This is a genomic window from Veillonella sp. DNF00869, from assembly GCF_001553345.1.
Taxonomy (GTDB): Bacteria; Bacillota; Negativicutes; order Veillonellales; family Veillonellaceae; genus F0422.
This window is the reverse complement of record NZ_KQ960771.1, coordinates 334,858-358,918: the sequence shown is the minus strand read 5'-3', so window position 1 is coordinate 358,918 and position 24,061 is coordinate 334,858. Positions and strand designations below refer to the sequence as shown.

24 protein-coding genes are annotated in these 24,061 nt (G+C 37.7%); 22 read left to right on the top strand and 2 right to left on the bottom strand.

The annotated features are described in order from the left end of the window. Position 1: 1 nt before the first annotated feature. The 15 genes from murF to nrdG all read left to right on the top strand — a co-directional run bounded on the left by murF (position 2) and on the right by nrdG (position 15,532). A complete protein-coding gene (murF, locus tag HMPREF3032_RS05970; protein ID WP_062403022.1) occupies positions 2-1,366 on the top strand; it encodes a UDP-N-acetylmuramoyl-tripeptide--D-alanyl-D-alanine ligase in 1,365 nt (454 codons plus the stop codon). Between the two features lie 17 nt (positions 1,367-1,383). After that, positions 1,384-2,346, top strand: a complete 963-nt coding sequence (gene mraY / locus HMPREF3032_RS05965; RefSeq protein WP_062403019.1) for a phospho-N-acetylmuramoyl-pentapeptide-transferase — start codon at positions 1,384-1,386, stop codon at positions 2,344-2,346. A 61-nt stretch (positions 2,347-2,407) separates the two neighbouring features. Further along, a complete protein-coding gene (murD, locus tag HMPREF3032_RS05960; RefSeq protein WP_062403016.1) occupies positions 2,408-3,760 on the top strand; it encodes a UDP-N-acetylmuramoyl-L-alanine--D-glutamate ligase in 1,353 nt (450 codons plus the stop codon). A 10-nt stretch (positions 3,761-3,770) separates the two neighbouring features. Further along, entirely contained in the window at positions 3,771-4,877 is a 1,107-nt protein-coding gene (gene murG, locus HMPREF3032_RS05955; protein ID WP_062403013.1) for an undecaprenyldiphospho-muramoylpentapeptide beta-N-acetylglucosaminyltransferase, read from the top strand. A gap of 14 nt (positions 4,878-4,891) precedes the next feature. After that, positions 4,892-6,265 (top strand): UDP-N-acetylmuramate--L-alanine ligase, encoded by a 1,374-nt coding sequence (murC, locus tag HMPREF3032_RS05950; RefSeq protein ID WP_062403010.1) that lies wholly within the window; start codon positions 4,892-4,894, stop codon positions 6,263-6,265. 1 nt (position 6,266) lies between these two features. Then, the gene (locus HMPREF3032_RS05945; RefSeq protein ID WP_062403007.1) at positions 6,267-7,199 is read left to right on the top strand and encodes a D-alanine--D-alanine ligase family protein; all 933 of its coding nucleotides are present in this window, start codon (positions 6,267-6,269) and stop codon (positions 7,197-7,199) included. Between the two features lie 8 nt (positions 7,200-7,207). Further along, on the top strand, positions 7,208-8,083 hold the full coding sequence (locus HMPREF3032_RS05940; protein ID WP_062403005.1) for a cell division protein FtsQ/DivIB: 876 nt from the start codon (positions 7,208-7,210) through the stop codon (positions 8,081-8,083). 12 nt (positions 8,084-8,095) lie between these two features. Then, complete coding sequence (locus HMPREF3032_RS05935) at positions 8,096-8,776, top strand: DUF881 domain-containing protein (RefSeq protein ID WP_082717803.1); 681 nt, start codon at positions 8,096-8,098, stop codon at positions 8,774-8,776. Next, complete coding sequence (locus HMPREF3032_RS05930; RefSeq protein WP_062403002.1) at positions 8,773-9,123, top strand: small basic family protein; 351 nt, start codon at positions 8,773-8,775, stop codon at positions 9,121-9,123. Before HMPREF3032_RS05935 ends, HMPREF3032_RS05930 begins: the two co-directional genes overlap by 4 nt. Positions 9,124-9,273: 150 nt before the next feature. Further along, the gene (gene ftsZ, locus HMPREF3032_RS05925) at positions 9,274-10,290 is read left to right on the top strand and encodes a cell division protein FtsZ (RefSeq protein ID WP_062402999.1); all 1,017 of its coding nucleotides are present in this window, start codon (positions 9,274-9,276) and stop codon (positions 10,288-10,290) included. Between the two features lie 23 nt (positions 10,291-10,313). Beyond that, on the top strand, positions 10,314-10,889 hold the full coding sequence (locus HMPREF3032_RS05920; RefSeq protein ID WP_062402996.1) for an outer membrane beta-barrel protein: 576 nt from the start codon (positions 10,314-10,316) through the stop codon (positions 10,887-10,889). A gap of 258 nt (positions 10,890-11,147) precedes the next feature. Next, positions 11,148-11,756, top strand: coding sequence for a hypothetical protein (locus tag HMPREF3032_RS05915; RefSeq protein WP_062402993.1), 609 nt, complete (start codon positions 11,148-11,150; stop codon positions 11,754-11,756). Continuing rightward, positions 11,743-12,273: a biotin transporter BioY gene (locus tag HMPREF3032_RS05910; protein WP_009354182.1), complete on the top strand. Its 531-nt coding sequence runs from the start codon at positions 11,743-11,745 to the stop codon at positions 12,271-12,273. The genes HMPREF3032_RS05915 and HMPREF3032_RS05910 overlap by 14 nt, the downstream gene beginning before the upstream one ends. 585 nt (positions 12,274-12,858) lie before the next feature. Next, positions 12,859-15,009 (top strand): anaerobic ribonucleoside-triphosphate reductase, encoded by a 2,151-nt coding sequence (gene nrdD / locus HMPREF3032_RS05905; RefSeq protein ID WP_062402990.1) that lies wholly within the window; start codon positions 12,859-12,861, stop codon positions 15,007-15,009. A 25-nt stretch (positions 15,010-15,034) separates the two neighbouring features. Further along, positions 15,035-15,532: an anaerobic ribonucleoside-triphosphate reductase activating protein gene (nrdG, locus tag HMPREF3032_RS05900; RefSeq protein ID WP_062402987.1), complete on the top strand. Its 498-nt coding sequence runs from the start codon at positions 15,035-15,037 to the stop codon at positions 15,530-15,532. Positions 15,533-15,807: 275 nt separating this feature from the next. Here the strand turns inward: nrdG and HMPREF3032_RS05895 are convergent, their stop codons facing one another. Beyond that, positions 15,808-16,356 (bottom strand): gamma carbonic anhydrase family protein, encoded by a 549-nt coding sequence (locus tag HMPREF3032_RS05895; RefSeq protein ID WP_062402984.1) that lies wholly within the window; start codon positions 16,354-16,356, stop codon positions 15,808-15,810. Between the two features lie 121 nt (positions 16,357-16,477). Continuing rightward, on the bottom strand, positions 16,478-17,416 hold the full coding sequence (locus HMPREF3032_RS05890) for a nitronate monooxygenase (protein WP_062402981.1): 939 nt from the start codon (positions 17,414-17,416) through the stop codon (positions 16,478-16,480). A 330-nt stretch (positions 17,417-17,746) separates the two neighbouring features. On the opposite strand from HMPREF3032_RS05890, the gene HMPREF3032_RS05885 reads away from it, so the two are divergent. The 7 genes from HMPREF3032_RS05885 to pcrA all read left to right on the top strand — a co-directional run bounded on the left by HMPREF3032_RS05885 (position 17,747) and on the right by pcrA (position 24,060). After that, complete coding sequence (locus HMPREF3032_RS05885; protein ID WP_009354181.1) at positions 17,747-18,301, top strand: LemA family protein; 555 nt, start codon at positions 17,747-17,749, stop codon at positions 18,299-18,301. 93 nt (positions 18,302-18,394) lie between these two features. Beyond that, the gene (locus HMPREF3032_RS05880; RefSeq protein WP_062402978.1) at positions 18,395-19,165 is read left to right on the top strand and encodes a TPM domain-containing protein; all 771 of its coding nucleotides are present in this window, start codon (positions 18,395-18,397) and stop codon (positions 19,163-19,165) included. Positions 19,166-19,355: 190 nt separating this feature from the next. Then, positions 19,356-19,493, top strand: a complete 138-nt coding sequence (locus HMPREF3032_RS05875) for a rubredoxin (protein WP_009354175.1) — start codon at positions 19,356-19,358, stop codon at positions 19,491-19,493. Between the two features lie 177 nt (positions 19,494-19,670). Beyond that, a complete protein-coding gene (locus HMPREF3032_RS05870; protein WP_062402975.1) occupies positions 19,671-20,183 on the top strand; it encodes a YceD family protein in 513 nt (170 codons plus the stop codon). Positions 20,184-20,215: 32 nt separating this feature from the next. Further along, on the top strand, positions 20,216-20,395 hold the full coding sequence (gene rpmF / locus HMPREF3032_RS05865; protein ID WP_009354192.1) for a 50S ribosomal protein L32: 180 nt from the start codon (positions 20,216-20,218) through the stop codon (positions 20,393-20,395). Between the two features lie 130 nt (positions 20,396-20,525). After that, a complete protein-coding gene (locus tag HMPREF3032_RS05860) occupies positions 20,526-21,812 on the top strand; it encodes a manganese-dependent inorganic pyrophosphatase (RefSeq protein ID WP_062402972.1) in 1,287 nt (428 codons plus the stop codon). 64 nt (positions 21,813-21,876) lie between these two features. Next, entirely contained in the window at positions 21,877-24,060 is a 2,184-nt protein-coding gene (gene pcrA, locus HMPREF3032_RS05855; protein WP_062402970.1) for a DNA helicase PcrA, read from the top strand. Position 24,061 lies beyond the last annotated feature (1 nt).

Below are 24,061 nucleotides of genomic sequence, written 5' to 3'. Positions count from 1 at the left end.
TATGGCACAATTTACAGTGCAAGAAGTTCTAGAGGCAACACAAGGGTTCTATGCAGGAACAAGTACTTGTTCCTTTGCTGATGTATCAACTGATACCCGTACAATTGAAAAAAATGGATTATTTGTTGCTTTGGAAGGAATGACGTTTGATGGTCATGACTTCTTAACAGTTGCCAAAGAACGTGGTGCTACAGGTGCTGTAGTAAAACGAGGAAAAACGATAGAGGGCTTAGTCTGTATTGAAGTAGAAGATACACTACAGGCGTATCAGCAGTTAGCAACCTATCATCGTAGACGCTTTCCTATCCCTATTATTGGAATCACTGGTTCCTCTGGGAAAACAACAACAAAAGAAATGATTAGTGCTGTATTGGAAAAAGCTTTTACAGTATTAAAAACAGAGAAAAATTATAATAATGAAATTGGTGTTCCAAAGATGTTATTGCAATTGACGGAAGATCATGATGTATGCGTTCTTGAAATGGGGATGCGTGGGCTTGGTCAAATTGCTGAATTAGCGGAGATTGCAGAACCTACAATAGGAGTTATTACTAATGTAGGTACTAGCCATATTGAACTATTAGGGTCTCAAGAAAATATTGGAAAAGCTAAGCAAGAATTGATAGAAGCATTACCGAGTACGGGGGCGGCTGTGTTGAATCATGATGATTCTTTTGTATTGCCTATGGAACAGGTAACGGATGCAAAGGTTATGACCTATGGTATGCAAGAGGGTTCTCACGTACAAGGGACTCAATTAGAATATACATCAAAAGGCATTAATTTTACTGTTCGTGATACTTCTGGTGAATGGAAAGTATTTTTGCCAATGATTGGTATTCACAATGTATATGATGCTTTATCCGCTATTGCAGTTGGCACGATTTTGGGTGTACCAAAAGCTGAAATTGTGGAAGCTTTTAAAGAATTTCCAGGAATTCCAATGCGTCAAGAAATTGTAGCATTTCCAACCTTTACAGTTCTGAATGATGCGTATAATGCGAACCCAAATAGTATGGCAGAATCCATTCGTGCCATGAGTCAATTACAAGGAGCTCGTAAAATAGCTATGCTAGGAGATATGTTAGAATTGGGAGATCATTCTAAACTAGCTCATGAAGAGATTGGTAAACTTCTTGGAGAAGAGCACTATGATATGGTATTTACTTTTGGTGATATGATGAAAACTACTGCTTCTATAGCTAAACAAGTGGGTGTTCCTTATGTGTATGTAGGGAAAAGTCATCTTGATATTGCCAATGCCTATTATGATGTAAAACGAGATGGCGATGTGATTCTAGTGAAAGGATCTCGTGGTCTTAAAATGGAACGTATTATAGAAGATTTTAAAGAACGACATGAATAAGTAAGGAGACATGTGACATGAATATGGACTATGCATTAGCCTTTGGCTTAGCCCTAGTAAGTACATTAGTATTCGGTAAAATAGGGATTCCTCTATTGCAGCGATTGAAAGCACAACAGTCGATTCGTGAAGATGGACCTCAGGCACATTTAGCTAAAGCTGGGACACCAACAATGGGCGGATTATTTATGATACTAGCTTTAGTCATTACAGTTTGCATAGTACCACCCTATTCTGTAACATTGTGGATGCTATTATTTTTAACCTTAGGCCATGGTGCATTAGGATTTAGTGATGATTTTATCAAAGCTGTCAAACGTCGTAACTTAGGATTAACGGCAAAACAAAAATTACTAGGTCAAGCGATATTGGCTGTCATATTTTGTTATATCTCAATCGCCTATGCAGCCTTACCAACTACTTTGTGGATTCCTTTAGTGGATATCACTGTAGATCTTGGTTATGCTTATTATGCGCTAGCTTTTATTATTATATTGGGAACCACTAATGCTGTTAATTTAACAGATGGTTTAGATGGATTAGCAACTGGTGTTTCTGCTATTGCAGGGGCTGCCTTTGCAGTGGTAGGATTATTAGTAGGTTCTTTAAGTGTTACCTTCTTTGGTATTGTCGTAAGTGCAGTTTGCTTAGGATTCTTATATTTCAATGCGAATCCAGCTAAAGTGTTTATGGGTGATACAGGCTCCTTAGCATTAGGTGGTGCTTTTGCAGGGATGGCTATTGCTACAAAAACAGAACTTCTATTAATTGTGATAGGCTTTGTATTTGTAGTAGAAGCATTATCTGTTATTTTACAGGTAGCATCTTTTAAAACTAGAGGGGTTCGTATTTTCCGTATGAGTCCAATTCACCATCACTTTGAATTAGGTGGTTGGAGTGAGCGAAAAGTAGTATATGTATTCTGGGCTGTTTCTTTGGTAATGGCTTTCTTAGGTATAGTACTGTTAAGCATGAAATAATATAGATTACGGCTCTACTAGTAAGGGCCGTTATTCTTGCATATAGGGTTAGGTGGTTAGAATGGATTATTCAGGTTCTCATGTATTGGTATTAGGTGCTGGACTTAGTGGTATTGGTGTAGCCCATACATTGGCTAAATTAGGCGCTACTGTAACGCTTAATGATTATAAAAAAATTGATTTTGATCCTATTGAAAGTCAGCGTTTGGCAGAGAGTCATATAGAAGTGATTACAGGACAACAAGATTTTGTGTTGCTTGATACAGCTACAAGAGTGGTTGTATCACCTGGTATTTCTTTGGAGATACCTATTATTCAAGAGGCGAAAAAAAGAAATATTCCCGTAGTAGGGGAAGTAGAAATTGCCTATGAAGTATCAAAAGCTCCAATTTTAGGCGTCACAGGTACGAATGGTAAAACTACAACGACGTCTTTGTTGGCAGAAGTATTGAAAGAAGCAAAATGGGATGTGTATGTAGGCGGTAATATTGGTTACTCTCTGAGTGAACAAGCCTTGGCAGTACCTGAAACGGGTGTATTAGTGGCAGAACTTTCATCTTACCAATTAGAGAGTATAGATAAGTTTCGCACTAAAGGGGCTATATTACTAAATGTGACACCAGACCATTTGTTGCGCCATAAAACTATGGAACGATACCAAGAGGCAAAAGAAAATATTTTCCGCAACCAAGAATTAGGAGACTGGACAGTATTAAACTTTGATTCTCCGATTGTGGCAGATATGGCAAAACGAGTAAAAGGACATGTGTTAGGAATTAGCCAAGAAAGACCTGTCACAGATGGAGCGTATTTTGAAAATAATACATGTTATGCAGTGATGCAAGGGAAAGCAGTCCCAATTATCACTACAAAAGATATTCATATCCCAGGATCTCATAATATTGAAAATATTCTGAGTGTTATTGCCTTAACATATGCATTGGGTGTAGATGTAGAAGATATCCATCAGGCTATTGCAAAATTTCATGGTGTAGCACATCGTTTGGAACGCATTCGTACCTTGCATGGAGTTACCTATTATAACGATTCTAAAGCAACTAATACGGACTCCACTATTAAAGCCTTAGAATCTTTTACATCACCTCTTGTGTTGATTGCAGGTGGTAAAGATAAAATGACAGATCTGGAAGAAATGATGGAGTTAGTGAAAACCAATGTAAAAGAGTTAATTCTTATTGGTGAAGCAGCACAACGTTTTGCAGAAGCTGCTGTCAAAGTGGGAGTGCCACACATTCATCGTTGTGAATCCATGGAAGAGGCAGTATCCTTAAGTGCTCGTATAGCGGAAGATGGGGATGTAGTATTATTATCTCCAGCTTGTGCAAGCTTTGATTGGTATGCACGATTTGAAGATAGAGGAGATCACTTCCGAAGATTGGTAGAACGATTGTAAGGGGATATACATGAATATCATGATTTCAGGTGGCGGTACTGGAGGACACATTTATCCAGCCCTCACGATTTATAAAACATTAGAAACAATGGTAGATGCTAACTTTCTCTATGTAGGAACTGAAAGAGGCCTTGAGTCCCGCATTGTTCCTAAAGAAGGAATTCCATTTACCACATTGCCGGTGCAAGGTTTACAGCGTACATTATCTTTAGATACATTGGTTACTGCAGGGAAAACGATATCGTCTTTATGGAAAGCGAATCGATTAATTTCTAAGTTTCAACCAGATATTGTGATTGGTACTGGTGGCTATGTATGTGGTCCTCTATTATTAGCAGCTGCTTTGCGTGGAATTCCTACATTAATTCAAGAACAAAATGTAGTGCCAGGTATAACAAATAAAATTTTAAGTCGCTTTGTAGATGTGGTAGCGGTAGGATATGAAGAAGCGACTCCACATTTTCCGAATGCAAAGCAAGTAGTGTATACAGGGAACCCTGTGCGCCCCAATGTGGTAACTGCGAATCGAGAAGAAGCTAGGGCGTATTTTGGCTTACAAGAAACACAAACAGCTATTTTAGTAGCTGGTGGATCCCGTGGTGCACGGAGTATTAATAAGGCTATGCTAGCTGTCCATGAACATTATAAAGGTAGAGAGGATATTAAAATTATTCATGCTACAGGAACTGATGAATACAGTCGTGTTTGTGAAAGCTTAGGTATACAAGAGGGAGAAGTTTACAACCCAACATCACATATTGTCCCTTACTTAGACAATATGGATATGGCCATGGCTGCATCAGATATGGCTATTTTCCGGTCAGGAGCAATTGGCTTGGCAGAATTGGCTGTACGTGGTATACCATCTATTTTAATTCCTTATCCTTATGCAGCTGCTGACCATCAAACTTTCAATGCAAAAGCATTTGTAGAGGCAGGTGCTTCTACGATGATAGTGGATAAAGAATTAGATGGTACAAGATTATTACAATCGGTAGATGCTATGCTAGAGGATCAAGAATGTCGCCAACGCATGGCCCAAGCTACATTACAGTTAGGAAAGCCTCAGGCAGCTATAGAAATTGCTACATTGGCTCTATCTATTAAGAAATCATAGGAGGGAGTATCTCTATGTTAGATACCTATCAACGTATACATTTAATCGGCATCGCCGGTTCTGGCATGCGTGCCATTGCGCATGTATTGATTGAAAAAGGATTTATTGTATCTGGTTCCGATATTCAAGAATCTGCGATTACAGAAAAGTTTAGACAAGCAGGGGCTACTATTTTTATGGGGCATGATGCTGCACATGTAGAAGGAGTAGATGTGGTCATCCGCTCTACTGCTATCAATGATGATAATCCTGAAATTCTAGGGGCTAGAGAACGAAATATTCCAATTTTACACCGTTCTGATGTGGTGAAAGCAGTGTTAGATGAAACCTATGGCATTGCTGTTGCTGGTGCGCATGGTAAGACTACAACTACGTCTATGATTGGGCAAATTTTTATGGAAGCAAACCAAGATCCAACCATCATCATTGGTGGAGAAGTTGATTATTTAAATGGTAGTAGCCATGTAGGTACAGGTAAATATAGTATCGCTGAAGCTGATGAAAGTGATGGGTCTTTCTTGCATTTAAATCCTAAACGCATTGTAATCACGAACATTGAAAATGACCATATGGACCATTATCGAACGGTAGAAAACTTATTGCGAGCTTTCACAGAGTTTTCTATGAAGTTACCAGAAGATGGTATTGCTGTGGTATGTGGTGATAATCCTTCGATTCGACGGATTATGCCAGATATTAAACGTCAATGTATTACTTATGGTTTAGGAGCAGGCAACGATTATCGCATTGACAACTTACGTATTGAACAAGGAATTACTACCTTCGAAGTAGTCCATAAAGATGCCGTACTAGGCACGTTACGATTAGCGGTACCAGGTCAACATAATGCGTTGAATGCACTAGGAGCACTTGTAGTAGCTTTGGGAGAAGGAATCTCCTTTGAAGTAGCTGCTCAAGCATTGCGTAAATTTATTGGAGCTAAGCGTCGCTTTGAGACAAAAGGGCATGTAAAAGATGTTTGGGTTGTAGATGATTACGCACATCATCCTACAGAAATTGCAGCCACAATTAAAGCAGCAAAATCTTTGGAAGATCATCGTGTTGTGATTTTATTCCAACCGCATCGGTATAGTCGTACAAAGCTGTTGCTGCGTGAATTTGGGACCGCCTTTAAAGAAGCTGACTTAGTTTTCATTACAGATATTTATAGTGCTGGTGAAAAACCTGAGGCGGGGATTGATGGTATGTCCATTCCATTGATGATTAAAGAATTGACAGGTAAAGAGATTTATTATGTGGCAGATGTAAATGACTTGCCACAAACTGTGTTAGAGTATGTTCAACCCAATGATTTAGTCATCACTATGGGGGCAGGTAATATTAATCAATTTGGACCTAAATTATTAGCTTTATTGGAGGAAAAATAAAGTGAAGGATAAATGTATTATTGTCCTCATGGGAGGACCATCAAAAGAAGCTGATGTATCTAGAAGGACGGCTACGGCTATTGCAGAAGCATTACAAAGCAAAGGGTATGCAGCTACAACATTAGAATGCAATCCTAGTACAGTAGTACAAGATTTACAAAATTTAAATTGTGATGTTGTATTTAATGCGATTCATGGCAAATATGGTGAAGATGGAGCCTTGCAAGGGGCCCTTGAAATGGCAGGTATTCCTTATACAGGCTCCGGTGTTATGGCTCATGCTGTAGGTATGAATAAAAAAATGAGCAAGCATGTATTTTTGGGGGCTCAGATTCCCACAGCAAATTCAAAATCCTATGATAATCAATTAGAATCTGTGGATACAATTCTAGAAGATATTCACGCTAACTTTAAAGTACCATTTGTGGTCAAAGCAGCTAGTCAAGGTTCTAGTATTGGTGTAGCGATTATTAAGGATGAAGCCACTGTTGATGCAGAAGTAAAACAAGTATTAGACATAGACCATGTCATCGTAGTAGAAGAATTTGTAGATGGTAGAGAATTTACTGTATCTGTATTAGATGGTAAAGCTTTACCAGTGATTGAAATTCGACCACATTCTGGTGAATATGATTATGCTTCTAAATACACAACTGGTGCTACTGACTATTTAGTGCCAGCACCAATTACAAAAGAACAAGCTGCTACTATGCAACGCATTGGCGAAGCTGTATATCAACAAATGCAATGCGCCGGTGTTATTCGTGTGGATATTATGATGAACAGCACAGATGACATGTTTGTATTGGAATATAATACAGTACCGGGTATGACGGCTACATCTTTAGTACCTAAAGCAGCAAAAGCTATAGGAATTGAATTTCCTGAATTGTGCGAACAAATTCTTCATTCAGCTGGATTGCATAAATTTTAGGAGTAGCTATGAATGTAAATGGATTTCAAGAACAGAGGGGACAAAGAGTGCCTCCATATAGGGAACATCCAACTAGTGAAAGACCAATCCATCCTATAGAAGAGGAAGATAATCCTTGGGAAGTTGTCACTATAGATACACCTGAAGGGCCTAAACGTGTACGACGTAGACGAAAACAAAAACCGACACGAAGATCCAAACCAGCAATTTGGAAAATTGTAGTAGGAGCATTCATTTTAATTGGTATTTTTACATTACCATTACCTATTGGGCAAATTCAGGTTAATGGAACAGAACAATTAACTTCGGAAGATGTGGTAGCTATTGGTGATTTAGGATATCCAGTCAATATTTTGCGCGTACGAACAGGTGCGTTAGAAGAACGATTGCAAAAAGATATGCGGGTAGATACTGCGCATGTGTCCTATGCCTTACCGTTGACATTGCAAGTCGATATAAAAGCTCGTAAAGCTGTAGTTGTAGTGCCATCACAATTTGGATTTGTAGCGTTGGATAGACAGGGGATGGTTATTGCTAGTAGCCCTACTATTCCAGATACCACAGTTCCTATTATTTCAGGCGTTCGTTTAGGAAATGCATTATTAGGTGATACTATAGAAGCAGAGGGTATTCGAGTAGCTATTGCATATATGGAAGCATTCACTGAGGATAAGCGCAAACAAATTGGTGAAATTAATGTAGGTGATGCTGAAAAAATCATTGCCTATACAGTTGATGGGTTGCCAATTCATATTGGTGATCAAAACAATTTAGAAGAAAAAGCAAAAATAACGACAGATATGCTAGTAGATATTGCGCAGCGCCATGTCAATGCTGAATATATTGATGTTAATATTAAAACCCCTTTTATTAAAACACAATAAAGGAGTATAAAGTTGAAACAAGGGCGAATAGCCATAGCTGCAGTGAGCATGATTGTAGGAGTTATGCTTGTTACGCAGTACAAAATGACACAAACCATTGCGGAAGGCAATGTAAACTTGCAAAGAAGTGGAGAATTAGCTTTAAAGATTAATTCTCTTCAAGAAGAACGAGCAGGTCTAAGAAAGCAAATTGCTACTATGAAAGAAGAAGGAAGTTTAGAGGGAATTAAAGAAGAAAATAGAGTATTATCTCTTAGGGCTTCCTTAGTCGATGTAGAAGGACCCGGAGTTGTCTTAACAATAACGGATAGTAAGACTCCCGTAAAAGATGGAGAAAACCCAAATTTATATTTAATTCATGATGAAGATATGTTGCGTATTGTAAATGAACTAAGAGCAGCTGGTGCAGAGGCAATCTCTATTAATGATCAACGGCTAATAGGAACATCAGAAATACGTTGTTCTGGTCCTACGATTACCGTGAATGGAAAGATTTTTGCTCCTCCTTTTATTATAAAAGCTATTGGTGATACTAAAACATTACACTCCTCTTTGACCATGCGCGGTGGAGTGGTGGAGTCTCTCAAATATTGGGGGATTGAAGTAAAAATTCAAGATGAAGCTCATGTAACAGTCCCTGCTTATGATGGAACAATGAAACAAAATTACATCAAAGTGAAGGGAGGACAATGATGGTATATGTATGGATTCTAGGGGGCTTAGTCTTAGGGGTTGCTATTGGAATCATAAGCCCTTTTGATGTGCCTGTATCGTATGCAAAATATACTTCTGTCGCCCTATTAGCAGCATTAGACTCTGTTTTTGGCGGCACTAGAGCAGCTATTGAAAGAACTTTTCAATTATCTATTTTTATTACGGGGTTCTTTTCTAATTCCTTACTAGCTGCGGTCTTAGTATTCTTAGGAAATGCAGTGGGTATAGACTTATACTATGTAGCATTGATTTCATTTGGGTTGCGACTGTTTCAAAATACGGCAGCTATACGTAGATTATTATTAACAAAACGACTACATACATAGAAAAAAATAAAGTCATTTCTTGACTTTCATTGAAAAAATATAAAATATATTGTAAAATAAAAGCAAATTATAATGATAAGATAGACTAGTAATATAATGTCATAGTAACAATATATGAAATATATCTCTAGTAAAGAGGAGGATCATTCGATGTCAGAGTTCGCAAAAATTAAAGTAATTGGTGTTGGTGGCGGCGGTGGAAATGCCGTATCTCGCATGATCGGTAGCGACTTGGAAAATGTTGATTTCTTAGTAGCTAATACTGAAACACAAGCCTTAGATGGTACAAATGTACCTGTTCGCATTCAAATTGGTGAAAAAGCTACTAAAGGTCTTGGTGCGGGCGCTAACCCAGAAGTAGGCCGTGAAGCTGCAGAAGAAAGTCGTGAAGATATTTTAAAAGCATTGCAAGGTGCTGATATGGTATTCGTAACTGCTGGTATGGGTGGTGGCACTGGTACTGGTGCAGCTCCAGTAGTAGCAGAATGTGCACGTGAAGCTGGCGCATTGACAGTAGGTGTTGTAACAAAACCATTTGGCTTTGAAGGTAAAAAACGTAAAGAACAAGCTGAACGTGGTATTGAAGCATTAACTGGTAAAGTTGATACAATTATTACAATTCCAAATGACCGTTTATTGGGTATTATTGACCGTAAAACTTCCTTAAAAGATGCTTTCTTAACAGCTGATGAAGTATTGCGTCAAGGTATCAAAGGTATTTCTGACTTAATTACAAAGCCAGGTTTAATCAACCTTGACTTTGCTGACGTAAAAACTATCATGACAAACCAAGGTGAAGCATTGATGGGTATCGGTGTAGGTGAAGGTGAAAACCGTGCTGTAGATGCTGCTAAACAAGCAATCAATAGCCCATTATTGGAAACTTCCATTGACGGTGCAAAAGGAATCTTGTTAAATATTACTGGTAGTGAAGAGTTAAGCTTATTTGAAATCAATGAAGCAGCAGAAATTATTTCTGAAGCAGCGGACCCAGAAGCAAATATTATCTTCGGTTCTGTTATTGATGAAAACGTAGGGGACAAAGTGTTTATCACTGTTGTTGCTACAGGTTTTGGTGACCAAGGTTCTACTAATGGATTTGCTCGTAAAAGCCCATTTGGAGCTACAGGTAACTCTCCAGAAGTACCAGCTTTCATGAAACGATAAAATTCTCATATAAGGAGGATATTATGAAAAAAGTTTTAGTAGCCACAGCGGTATTAGCCGCATTTAGTGCCTCTACATTTGCAGCTGCTGTGCCTGTAACTAATATTAATGTAGGCGAAACAAAAGTAGCCGCAGAGTATTCTTTGTCTAAAAAAACAGCACAAGATACAAAACGTAAAGATGGTTTTGGTGTGTCAGCACAACAAGGGCTATCTGATACATTAGCTGCACAATATTCTTTTAATAAAGTTCGTCGTACAGGTGCAGATATCAAAGATCATCAATTAGCAGGGGCCTATGCAGTACATCCTAATGTAAATATCTACGGTGCTGGTACATACGTAGATATGGGACCTAAACAAAGTGGTTTTGGATACCAAGCAGGTGTGATTGGGCATACTCAATTAGCTGATAAAATTGAAGGTTTTGCTAAAATCGGTTTCGGAAATGATATTAAAGGAACCTATCAATTAGGCGCTTCTTATGGGTTGCGTCCAGATGTTGATTTAAATGTATATTATCAATATGATAAATACAGTATGAATCAAAACAAAACAGATGTAAAAGGCTTGCATGCAGGTGTAGGTTATTCTTTCTAATTTGAAAAGAGTGATATCTGTTGAAAGATAATAGATAATATATTAGGACTGTAATACATGGTAGCTTACTTTGTATTGCAGTCCTTTTGATTTATTTATGTGATAAATATGAACAGTTAATCAGCATATGTTAACAAATAATTTGAAAAATAGGTTGACTATATTGAACTTGATTAATTATAATAAAGGTGTAACAGAATGTAAGAATCATGTAAGCTTGTAAGATCCAGTATACCCATATCATGGGGAGGAGGCACTATGCATACACTATGTAAGGGCTTGACAAGTGTAAGGGAAATTCCTAATACCGTGATTGTACGTAATGTACAATATAAACGAACTACAAGATCACCACAGTTACAAATTAACTATACCCCAAGAAAGCAAGAACATATAGTGACTGTTTGTAATTCAAAAGGCACTTTAGTGTCCACGATGTTAGAACGGTTTGACTCCGAAAGGAGCCACCATGATGAAGTTTCATTGGGGGAAATGCCAAAGGTTTGGACAGGTGAATTAAAAGATAGAACAAGAACAAAATTCGTGTTTACACCTGAATCTATACTTGAGTTTGTTGAGGCTATTCAAGATGATAATTCTATCTATCGGGAAGAGGTACCAGTAGTACCTGAATTAATGGTTTTATCACATATGGCACATCATGTGTTAGATGAAGCAATGTTACTTCAATTAGATATTACGTTTTCTGCACCATTTTATGGTGGAGATGTTATTTCTGTAGAAAAGCTTATAATCCATTCAGAGAAGCATACGCAAATTGGTGAGTGCGAATTAGTTGGAACTCATGGTGGGCGTGCACACTGTAAATGGATTTATGAAGAGGAGTTAATGAATGTTACAGACTAGAGATTTGACAAAAATGGCTTTGTTAGTGGCATTAGCCTGTGTAATGGCACAATTATCGGTTCCGAACCCCATGGGTGTGGGAATGATTTCCTTAATTACCATTGCATTATGTTTGATTGGTTTGATATTGCCACCAAAGCAGGCATTTTTGACTTTATTAGTCTATGTATTATTAGGAGCAGTTGGATTACCTGTATTTACTGGATTTACTGGTGGTATGGGAAAAATACTAGGTCCTACAGGTGGGTTTATTTTGATTTGGCCTATTGCCTATACTGCGGTTAGTTGCTTAAAGGGAACAGAAAAAAGTTTTCTTAGATATGCTGTAGTAGCTACAGTAGTAAGTATTGTGATTACTTATGTAGCGGCAGTGCCGTACTTCATGTCTGTTGCAAATATACCATTCACTGCTGATGGATTACAAAAAGCCTTAGGAATTTTGTTCTATCCATTTATCATTGGTGATATTGTAAAAGCAATTCTATCTGCCTGGATTGCTACAAAAATTAAATTCTAGTTATCTAAGTAGAATAGCGATCAAATCCTTTTGGATTTGGTCGCTTTTGTTGTGTAAGGATGTCAACTGACCTCCCATATCAATTACTCATTATTTAAAAGTCTTTTACCTAGGCAATTCAGGTAAGAAAATATGAATATAAATGTGTAAAAGTAGAGGATTCTCCTATTTTTACAAGTTTACTATATCTAATTGGTATACATGATATAGTGGTTTTTGTTGAAATAAACTACAATATGTTGTAAACTGAATCTAGTGATATCCATAAAGGGTACAAAATAGTGGTAATCTACAAAGTTATATATTTGATTGTTAGACAGGTTACTAAGCATTTGAAAAAAAGATTAATTGTTTCAGTGTTTATGAAATGACTAGACACTAAAAAAACAGTACTAATTTTCTACATGTGTAGATACAGAATGGATAGAGCAGAAATTGCTCTTTTTATATGTCCATATTTTGACTTAAATGTGCACCGCATATGTTAATTTTTTTGCTTATGCATTGTTTGTATGATTCATACTAAATCTAATACACCGTATAGTTTGTTATGTGCGGTGTAATTAGTATATAGGAGGCTGTATTATGATACATGTGATAAAAAGAGATGGTACTATTGCTGATTTTGATAAAGAAAAAATTATCATTGCTATAGAAAAAGCTATGCACAGTAGTACAGGTGTATATACGCCTGGATTGGCTTTGCAAATTGCTAATGAAATTGAGTCTTATGCAGAAAAAATGGGACGCAATATTACAATCTATGCTATTGAAGATCAAGTGTATTATAAACTCCTGGAAAATAATAATCCTGCAACGGCTCGAGCTTATGAAAATTATAAAGCAGTACAAGCTTTCAAGCGTGTAGAGAATACCACAGATAAAGATGTATTTGGTTTATTGAATAAATCAAATGTAGCAGTTCTTGATGAAAATTCCAATAAAGATGCTTCTATTGTATCCACACAACGTGATTTAATTGCTGGAGAAGTGAGTAAAGACATTGCTCGCAGAAAATTGATTCCTACGGATATTGTGCAAGCTCATGACAGTGGTGCCATCCATTTCCATGATATGGACTATATCATTCAACCTATGTTTAATTGCTGTTTAGTAAATTTAGAAGATATGTTGACAAATGGCACAGTTATCAATGGAAAACGCATTGATACGCCTAAATCCTTTCAGGTAGCATGTACGGTAACTACACAAATTATTGCACAGGTTGCATCTGGCCAATATGGAGGTCAAAGCATTAATGGGATTGATCGTATTTTGGCGCCTTATGTAAGAAAATCCTATGATAAATATTTAGAGTTAACATTACAAGAGCAGGTCGAAGTGTATGGTATGGCTCCAGATGTAGCAAAGGCAGAGGAAATTGCTTGGCAACGGACGAAAAAAGAGGTAAAAGATGGGATTCAAACTATCCAATATCAAATTAATACCTTAATGACTACAAATGGACAGGCGCCTTTTGTAACATTGTTTATGCACTTCGATCCGAACAGTGAACTAGCAAAAGAAGCTGCTTTAATTGATGAAGAAATTCTAAAACAACGTATACAAGGCATCAAAAATGAGGCGGATGTATATATTACACCAGCCTTCCCTAAGTTGATTTATGTATTGGATGAACATAATGTACATCCTAATAGTGAATATTATTATTTGACGGAACTGGCTGCTCAATGCACGGCGAAACGCATGTATCCTGACTATATTTCTGCGAAAAAGATGAAAGAAATCTATGAAGGTAACGTATTTGCTCCTATGGGATGTCGTTCCTTCTTATCTCCTTGGAAAAATGAGCAAGGTAAGTATGTATTTAATGGTCGTTTTAATATAGGTGTGGTAAGTCTTAACTTACCTCAAATTGGTATTTTAGCACAAGGTAAGGAAGATGCTTTTTTTGAGATTTTGGAAAAACGCTTAGAATTAGCTGAAAAAGCATTGTTGTTCCGCTATGAACTATTGAAAGATGTGACCAGTGATGTATCTCCTATTCACTGGCAATATGGAGCCATTGCACGCCTTCCTAAAGGGGCTCCGATTCGACCATTATTAGAAGGTGGATATGCGACGATTTCTTTGGGATATATCGGTTTATATGAGGCGACCAAGCTAATTGTAGGAGATTCCAATACATCGGAAAAGGGCCATGAGTTTGCTAGAAAAGTGATGGAACGTTTGCACAATGCTACAGAAACATGGCGCAGTAAACACAACATCGGGTTTGCCCTCTATGGCACACCAGCTGAAAGTTTAACCAACCGATTCTCCTCCATTGATAGAGCTCGGTTTGGTGAGATTCCGGATATTACAGATAAAGGATACTACACCAATAGTTATCATGTGAATGTACGTGAAGAAATCAATGTGTTTGATAAATTTGCCTTTGAGTCAGAGTTTCAACGGTTATCTACTGGGGGATGCATTTCCTATGCAGAAATTCCTAATATGAATAATAATATACCAGCTTTGTTGACGATGATGCAGTATATTTACGACACTATTTCCTATGCGGAATTTAATACAAAATCAGATTATTGCCATGAATGTGGCTTTGACGGTGAGATTATCGTTAATGATCAAGTGCAATGGGAATGTCCTCGTTGTCACAATACGAATCGTGATACTTTGACGGTAATTCGTAGAACTTGCGGTTATTTAGGGGAAAATTTCTGGAATGAAGGCCGTACGAAGGAAATTAAAGATCGAGTAATGCATATTTAATAGGATGATGAAAGAGGGATGTACAATGCGCTATGGACAGCTTAGACAATATGATATTGCTAATGGTGAAGGTATTCGTACATCCTTATTCGTTACTGGCTGCACTCATGGTTGTTATAATTGCTTTAACGAAGAGTATCAAGACTTTTCTGCTGGTGAGGTGTGGACAGAATCAGATACAGAAAGATTAATTTCCTATGTCAGTGCGCCTGCTTGTAGTGGATTAACCTTACTAGGTGGAGAGCCCTTTCAAAATGTAGATGGATTACTACCTCTTGTTGATAGAGTATTGGCAGTAGTGCCTCAAAAGTTAATTTGGGTCTATTCTGGATATACTTATGAAGAAATATTGGCTTGCCCTAATAAACGACAATTGCTAGAGCGGTGCCATATCCTAGTGGATGGGAAATTCGTGGATGGTTTACGAGATCCAGCATTAGCATTTAGGGGTAGTAGTAATCAACGGATTATTGATATACAAAAGTCTTTGCAATGTGGAGAAGTAGTTTTGTATATGGAATAACATGAGCTAGCTAAATTAATATTATAAAATAGCGGATATTTGAACTGTAATGTCAAATATCCGCTTTACATTGACTGAGATTCACATTAAATATGTATGAGAGTCAAATAATTAGAATAGATTTTTTAGAAAAGATAAGGATATGTCGAGCAACTTATTTTCTACTATAAGACAATAGGTATGCACGATTACAAGATAATAGGATATAAATTATAAATTAAAAAAGAGCTGTATAGCAATTGCCATAGAGCTCTTTTTAGCATTTAATTATATATTTAGACGATAGTTTGGCTAGGATCCCACACTTCACCATCAGCATCTGGTAAAAATCCATATTCTTTAGTCCACAGTGTTTTGTATTTCACAGCTTGGTTATGGATTTTTTCAATCATTTTTTCATCTGTACGGATGACTTTGGCAGGGCTACCTACAACTAGGGAGTAGGGTGGAATTTCTGTGCCTTCTAGCACGAGAGCACCTGCACCGATGATGGAGCCACGGCCGATATGACAACGGCTAAGAACGATAGCCCCCATACCCACTAATACGTGGTCCTCTAGGGTAGAGGCGTGGATGATAGCACTATGACCAATGGTTACAAAGTCACCAAGAATACAAGCGTGGTCATCGTCTACGTGAAGTACAGAATTGTCTTGTACATTGGAGTAGCGGCCTACTATAATTTTATTGACATCTCCGCGAGCAGATACATTTTGCCATACAGAGGCATATTCTTTTAGTTCTACATCGCCAGCAAGCTCAGCACCTGGCATAGCGTGACTTTTTGGATCTAATTTTGGATATTTTCCTTTAAATGGTAACATAGAAACCTCCTATATTATTTTGTATACGATAGTGTTATTTAATGAATCCCCTTGGGTTAAGGTACTAAGCCAAGGGGATGTAAATGGTATAAATGATACTAGTAGAAGATATATGTATGGTTTAGATAAACTGTTGTGCTTTTTTAATCGCTTCTTTGGCTTCTGCTACAACGGATTCTACGATGGTTTTGGCAGGCTCTACTTGTGTTAAACGGTTTAAGCCTTGGCCTACTTGCACAACACCGTTGACAGTATCTCCTTCCACGGCAGCCTTTTTATTTGTACCGATAGCCATAGCTGTCAATTCACTTTTAGGGGCACAACTGTATTCAGCTTCTAAATAACGAGCTGTAAATTCACTTTTAAGACCACGTACTCCGTGATTGAAAGTAAGACCTGTCACAGTGGAGTCAGTATCTGTAGCGTTGATAATAGCTTCTTTACAGTTTTGATGCATTTTACATTCTTCCGCTAAGATGAAACGAGAGCCCATTTGAACGCCAGCTGCACCCATAGTAAGACCAGCAGCGAGTCCACGACCATCTACAATACCGCCAGCGATAATTACAGGGATATCAACCTCTGGCACAACGTTTTCTAGTAAGGCCATCGTTGTTTGTGTACCAATATGACCGCCTGCCTCTTGACCTTCGATGATGATGGCATCGGCCCCTGCAACTGCCACACGTTTAGCAAGTTTTACATTCGGAACTACGGGAATTACTTTGATACCTGCTGCGTGTAATGGTTCGATGAAAGGAACAGGATTACCCGCGCCTAAGGTAACAAAAGCAGGTTTCTCTTCTACGATAACGGCTAAGATATCATCTAAGTTAGATGCCATTAACATTAAGTTTACACCGAATGGTTTGTCAGTTAAGGATTTGCATTGACGGATTTCTTGGCGAACCCATTCTGTGTCACGACCGCCTGTAGCGATAACACCAGTAGCACCAGCGTTGGCTACTGCGGCCGCAAGGGTGTGCTCAGATGTCCAAGCCATAGCACCTTGGATAATAGGATATTGAATGCCTAATAATTCTGTTAAACTAGTTTTCATAATTCCTCCTATATAGAATAGTGATTCTTTTATTTAAATCACTGGAGCTTTCAACATGCTTTCATTATAGCTTAATGGAATGAAAAAATATAGTTGCTGTAAAAGATGATAAAAACAATGTATAATATAACTAAGCTTATCACTAAGAGATATGTGGTACATGGTGCATATATGATATTAAAATGATCCCAATACATATGTGTATTTTAATGAACGTAAAATAGTGATATGCTTGTATATGAGTTTATTAGGCTTAAAAAAGTTATCTATAAAGCTCATGTATATTATGGCAAATTAGGTATATAAGAATTATAGTGTAAAGGAGGACTTATGAAAAAGTCATGGTTAATTGGTTTAGGTATTGTAGGTGTACTTCTGATTTGGATATTTAGTTCCTACAATGGATTAGTACAAACGGAAGAACAAGTCAATGGGCAATGGGCACAAGTGCAAACGCAGTTGCAACGTCGATCTGATTTAATTCCGAATTTAGTGAATACTGTAAAAGGTTATGCGACCCATGAGAAAGAAACAATTCAAGCAGTGGCAGATGCACGGGCAAAATTAGGTGGTGCCAAAACAGTAGAAGAAACGGCGAAAGCGAACCAAGAATTAAGTAGTGCCCTAAGTCGTTTGTTAGTGGTAGTAGAAAACTATCCGAACTTAAAAGCAGATGCTAATTTCAGAGCTTTACAAGATGAATTAGCAGGTACAGAAAATCGTATTGCAGTAGCACGTAAGGATTATAATGGCAGTGTACAAGCCTATAATATGAAGATTCGTACCTTACCTACATCCATCATCGCTAGTCCTATGGGCTTTCAGGTGAAACCATATTTTGAAGCAGACCAAGGGGCGCAAAGTGCACCGAAAGTGCAATTTTAATCCTTTTAACATATATACTTACAATGACTATGTATCGTTGCAAGGAATTGAGCTATAGTGCGATATAAAAGGGTATTTTCATGAGGGGGTAGGATGAGAAATAAATATACATGGACTACTATTCTCAGTGTTTTATTTGTAACAATAGCCTTATTTCTGGGTAACCTATCTGCTTTTGCCCTAGATATACCGAGTCCACCAAAAAATGGGTATATTTTGGATCAAACACGGACCTTGACTAAAGAAGATGTTCAGAAGATGAACCGTATGGGATTTGAGTTACAGCAAAAGACAAAGGCTCAAATCGCGGTTCTGATCATCTCTACTTTAGATGGTGAGGATGTAACAGAGTATGCAAATAAGGTGTTTCGTTCTTGGGGCGTCGGTGAAAAGGATAAAAATAATGGTATTCTTTTCTTGATTGCCCTTAAAGATAAACAAATGCGTATTGAAGTTGGCTATGGTTTAGAAGGTGCAATCAATGATGCCAAAGCGGGCCAAATTTTAGATGACTATGCCATACCGTATTTTAAACAAGGTCAAATAGGTAAAGGAGTAGCAAATACCTATGCGACCTTAGTAGGTGAAGCGGCTAAAGAGTACGGTATCACCATTGACGGAAGTCGTACTTATGAAACACAAAATGTAGAGGGATTAACGCCTTTTCAAATGTTGCTTATAGGTGGAGGTATTCTCTTGTTACTCATTTTGGACTTCACTGTATTTGGTGGCGCTATTACACAATCTTTATTATGGGTATTAGCTTCTAGTCGAGGTGGTGGCTCCGGCCGTTCAGGTGGTGGGGGTTTCGGTGGATTCGGCGGTGGATCTTCTGGTGGTGGCGGTGCGAGCCGTCGATGGTAATAGATGTAGATTTGCTAAATGTAGATATCATGATGCAATATGTTCCTATTATGCGTAGTTTGCAAATAGGTATCTAAAAATAACATAGAAAATGATTGAGAATAGATTGAAAGTTTTCGATTGTAGTGGTATACTGATTATAGATAAAGTATCTGAGACAAATCTTATAGTACGAAAGGTGGTGCACACAATGGATAAAAAATACGTATGCGTAGTATGCGGTTGGGTTTATGACGAAGCTGTTGAAGGCGTTAAATTCGAAGATCAACCAGCTGATTACCTTTGCCCAGTTTGTGGGGTTGGTAAAGACCAATTCGAAGAAATGTAATTAATTTTTCGATAAATTAATCCACATACATAAGGGCTCTCCTATAGGAGAGCTCTTTTTCACATGAGAGTTAATTGCTAAGTCTTGTATGAGTTTTCTGAAAACTCAACAACATATAGGGCTAGTATTTGACAAAGATAGTATAGGTAGCTATAATAGTATAGTCGAGGTAAAATTATGAAACTGCAAGTAGAGCAAGCAAAAGAACAGATTGGACGGGTAGTCCCTTTTCTATGTACGACATCAGGTGATGATCTTGGTGACGTATCTGCTTTTCCTTGGAGCCGTCATGATATAACCATTAGTGGTGAGCTTCGTTATGATGGTCAACATTATGTGGTGAATGGTACCATAACAACAAATGGACAATATGAGTGCTCAAGATGCTTAACCGATACTAATTATACCCATACTGTTCCATTTGAAGAGACTTTTGGTGTTACACATTCCAACAGTGGAGACGGTGATGTGATTTCTTTCGATGGGGAAGAAATCGATCTAACGGAGACCATTCGGGAAATATTAATCATCAATGAGCCCTCTCAAGTGTTATGTCAGGATGATTGCAAAGGATTGTGTGTTCAGTGTGGAGCTAATCAAAATGTTTCACCATGCTCTTGTGAATCCTTTGTGGTAGATCCTCGATTAGCAGTGCTAAGAACATTGCTGAAGGAAGAAAATGATGATTAATACCTAGTGATTATGTTAAGGAGGTGCAGATAATGGCAGTACCAAAGCGTAGACTTTCCAAATGCCGTCGAGATCGTCGTCGTGCTAACTGGAAATTAGAAGTACCTGGTTATGTAGCTTGTCCACAATGTCACGAACCAATGATGCCGCATCGCGTTTGCCCAACATGTGGTTCTTACAAAGGAGAACAAGTAGTTTCTAAAAATGCGTAATAGAAACGAATGAGAAGGCCTTGTAAACTATTGTTTACGAGGTCTTTTTTGTATGCATTTTATACCTAATTATGGTATAATAAAGAAACATTAATAAATAACTCAAGTGGTGATTATAAGAGGTGACATTATGTTAAGAGATACAATTTTAGTAACAGGACATAAGAGTCCAGATACAGATTCTATTTGTTCTGCTATTTCCTATGCAAATTTAAAAAATCAAATGGGCTTTCCAGCACAACCAATTTGTGCGGGTCAAGCTAATAAAGAAACATCTTTTGCGTTAAAGTATTTTGGCTTTGAACATCCAGAAATTGTAACTTCTTTTGCTGTAACAGTAGAAGATGTAGTAGAATCCATTCCAGCTGTAGACGCAAAAGCTTCTTTGCAAGAAGTATTAGCATGGCGTAAACAATATGAAATGAATCGTATTCCAGTGGTAGAAAATGGTACTACTTATGTAGGCACGATTACAGCGCAACGCTTAATTGATGCTTTAGAAGGCGCTATCAGTGGCAATGCAAATGTAACAGCTGGTGAGATTTGTACAAAAACTTCTTGCCAAGTGATTAGCAAAGAGACGAAATTACGTGACTTCAAAGCTAATTCCCACATCGGTGGATATCCTGTAGTAGACAATGGTACATACTTAGGTATCATTCGTTCTAATGTAGAAGCTCCAAAGCAAAAAACAAAAGTTGTTCTTGTGGACCACAATGAAAAAGTACAAATTATTGACGATATCGAAGAAGCAGAATTAATCGAAAATATCGATCATCATCGTATTGGTGGGTTGGTCACAGACAATCCTATTTTCATTCATTATGAAACTGTAGGATGTACTTGTACAATTCTTGCTAATTTATACTGGCAATATGGCCAAGAGATTCCTAAAAATATTGCTGGCTTAATGCTATCTGCCATTATTTCTGACACAGTATTATTCCGTTCTCCTACTTGCACTGAAAAAGATAAAGAAACGGCTAAAAAATTAGCAACTATTGCTGGTGTTAACTTAGAAGAATATGGTATGGAATTATTGAAAGCTGGTTCTGATGTATCTGATTATTCCGATGAAAAAATCGTGCGTACAGATTTAAAAGAATTTGAAGCAAATGGCAAAATCATCAGTATTGGCCAAATTCAAGTAATGGATACTACAGATATTTTGGGTCGTAAAGCATGCTTGTTAAAAGCTATGGAAGAATTACGTAGTGCCAATAATTACAGCGCTTCTTACTTGATGATTACAAATATCTTAACAGAAGCAACAAACTTAATCTTTGTTGGAGATGCGAATGATGTGGTAGCAGCCGCATTTAATGCACAACCTGTGGACAATGAAGTATATTTAGAACATACATTATCCCGTAAAAAACAAGTAGTACCACCAATTGTGGGTGCTATGAAAGGCTAATCTATAATAGGGGGTGCGTTGTAGTGAAACACAGCGCACCCTTGTTATATGCAAGAGAGGTATTATGATATTTGACGGTTTAAATAAAGAGCAACAAGAGGCAGTATACGCAACTGAAGGGCCTCTTCTTATATTGGCTGGTGCTGGATCAGGTAAAACACGAGTGTTAACATATCGTATCGCCTATTTGTTGACACAAGGGGTAAGCCCCTATGAAATTTTAGCCATCACATTTACCAATAAAGCAGCAAAAGAAATGAAAGAACGTGTGGAGACCTTAGTAGGGGATACAGCACACCGTATTTGGCTTAGTACATTCCATTCTTTTTGTGCTAAATTTTTGCGCTTTGAACTAGATTCTTTCATGGGATATAGTAAAAACTTTTCCATCTACGATTCTAGTGATTCTCAAGCAGTTATTAAACAAGCAATTAAAGCACTAAATTTAGATGATAAATATTACCCTGTAGGGGCTATCCAATCACAGATTAGCGATGCAAAAAATAGAATGAAATTAGCTAAGGATTTTCGCAGTGAAGCTCGTGATTTTTATTCACAACAAGTGTCTAAGGTGTACGATTATTATGAAGCAGAATTGCGAAAAAATAATGCTTTAGACTTTGATGATTTATTGCTAGTAGCTGTTAAATTATTACAAGAAAATCCAGCCGTACTAGAAAAGTACAGTCATCGTTTCCGTTATATTATGATTGATGAGTATCAAGATACAAACCATGCACAGTATACATTAGCATCTTTATTAGCATCTAAATGGAATAATTTATGCGTTGTAGGTGATGTGGATCAAAGTATCTATGCTTGGCGTGGTGCTGATATTCAAAATATCTTGGACTTTGAAAAAGATTATCCTAAGGCAAAGCTTATTAAATTAGAGCAAAACTACCGGTCTACGAAAATAATTTTAGAGGCGGCTAATGCGGTCATTGATTACAATGAGGGGCGCCCTGAAAAAGTGTTGTGGACAGATAAAGGAGAAGGTGCCAAAATTCGTCATTTTGAAGCTCAATCCGAACAAGAAGAAGGAGCTTTCATAGGAGATACCATCAAAAAACAAAAAGAAATTCATGATCGTAGTTATGGAGAGATGGCTATTTTATATCGCACGAATGCCCAATCGCGTGTACTTGAGGAATCTATGATCAAACGCGGTATTCCTTACACTATGGTGGGGGGGACTAAGTTCTACGATCGTAAAGAAATCAAAGATATTTTGGCGTACTTGCGTATTTTAATCAATCCATTTGATGATATCTGCTTACAACGTATTATTAATGTGCCAAAACGTAGTATTGGATTAACTACAGTCGGTAAATTACAGGATTTTGCAAGAGAAACGAATAACTCTCTATTTATGACATTGAGTCAATTGGACCAAATTCCTACTATAAAAGGTAAAACGAAAGAAAAGCTAGAAGATTTTATGGGTTTAATTTTTACCTTAGTCAACGAGGCTACAGAGCTTTCCGTACAAGGTATTATTGAGGCCGTATTAGATCGGACTGGATATGTAGTGGAACTAGAGAATAGTACAGACCCACAAGACCAAGCTCGGTTAGAAAATATTGGTGAGTTGGTATCGGTAGCCAAAGAGTTTATGGATACAAATCCAGAAGGTACTTTACAAGACTTTCTTGAGCAAGTAGCATTGGTGAATGATGTAGATTCCTTTGAACAAGAAGAGTCCAAAGTGACGTTAATGACTTTGCATGCTGCAAAGGGACTAGAGTTCCCCGTGGTATTCTTAGCTGGTTTAGAAGAAGGATTATTTCCGCATAGTCGTACCTTGATGAATCCTGAGGAAGTAGAAGAAGAACGTCGTATTGCCTACGTAGGGATTACGAGAGCCGAAGAAGAGCTATATGTATCCAATGCCACTACACGGACTGTATTTGGTAAAACTACAGGGTATTTACCATCTCGTTTTTTGAAAGAAATTCCTAGCGAACTCATGGAAGAAGTACGGACAAAACGAACTATGAAGGAAGAATTACAACGAAATGTACCATTTCATCAATCTGTAGCCAATCGACCTGTTACAAAACCTATGATTCGAAATCCACAAGTAGTAGATTGGACTGTGGGAGATACTGCTATCCATGCTAAATGGGGTGAAGGAACTGTAGTGGATGTAGTTGGTGAAGGGGCCAATGTAAAATTAAAAATTGAGTTCCCTACACAGGGATTGCGACAAATTATGGCTAAGTTCGCTCCTATACGAAAAAAATAAG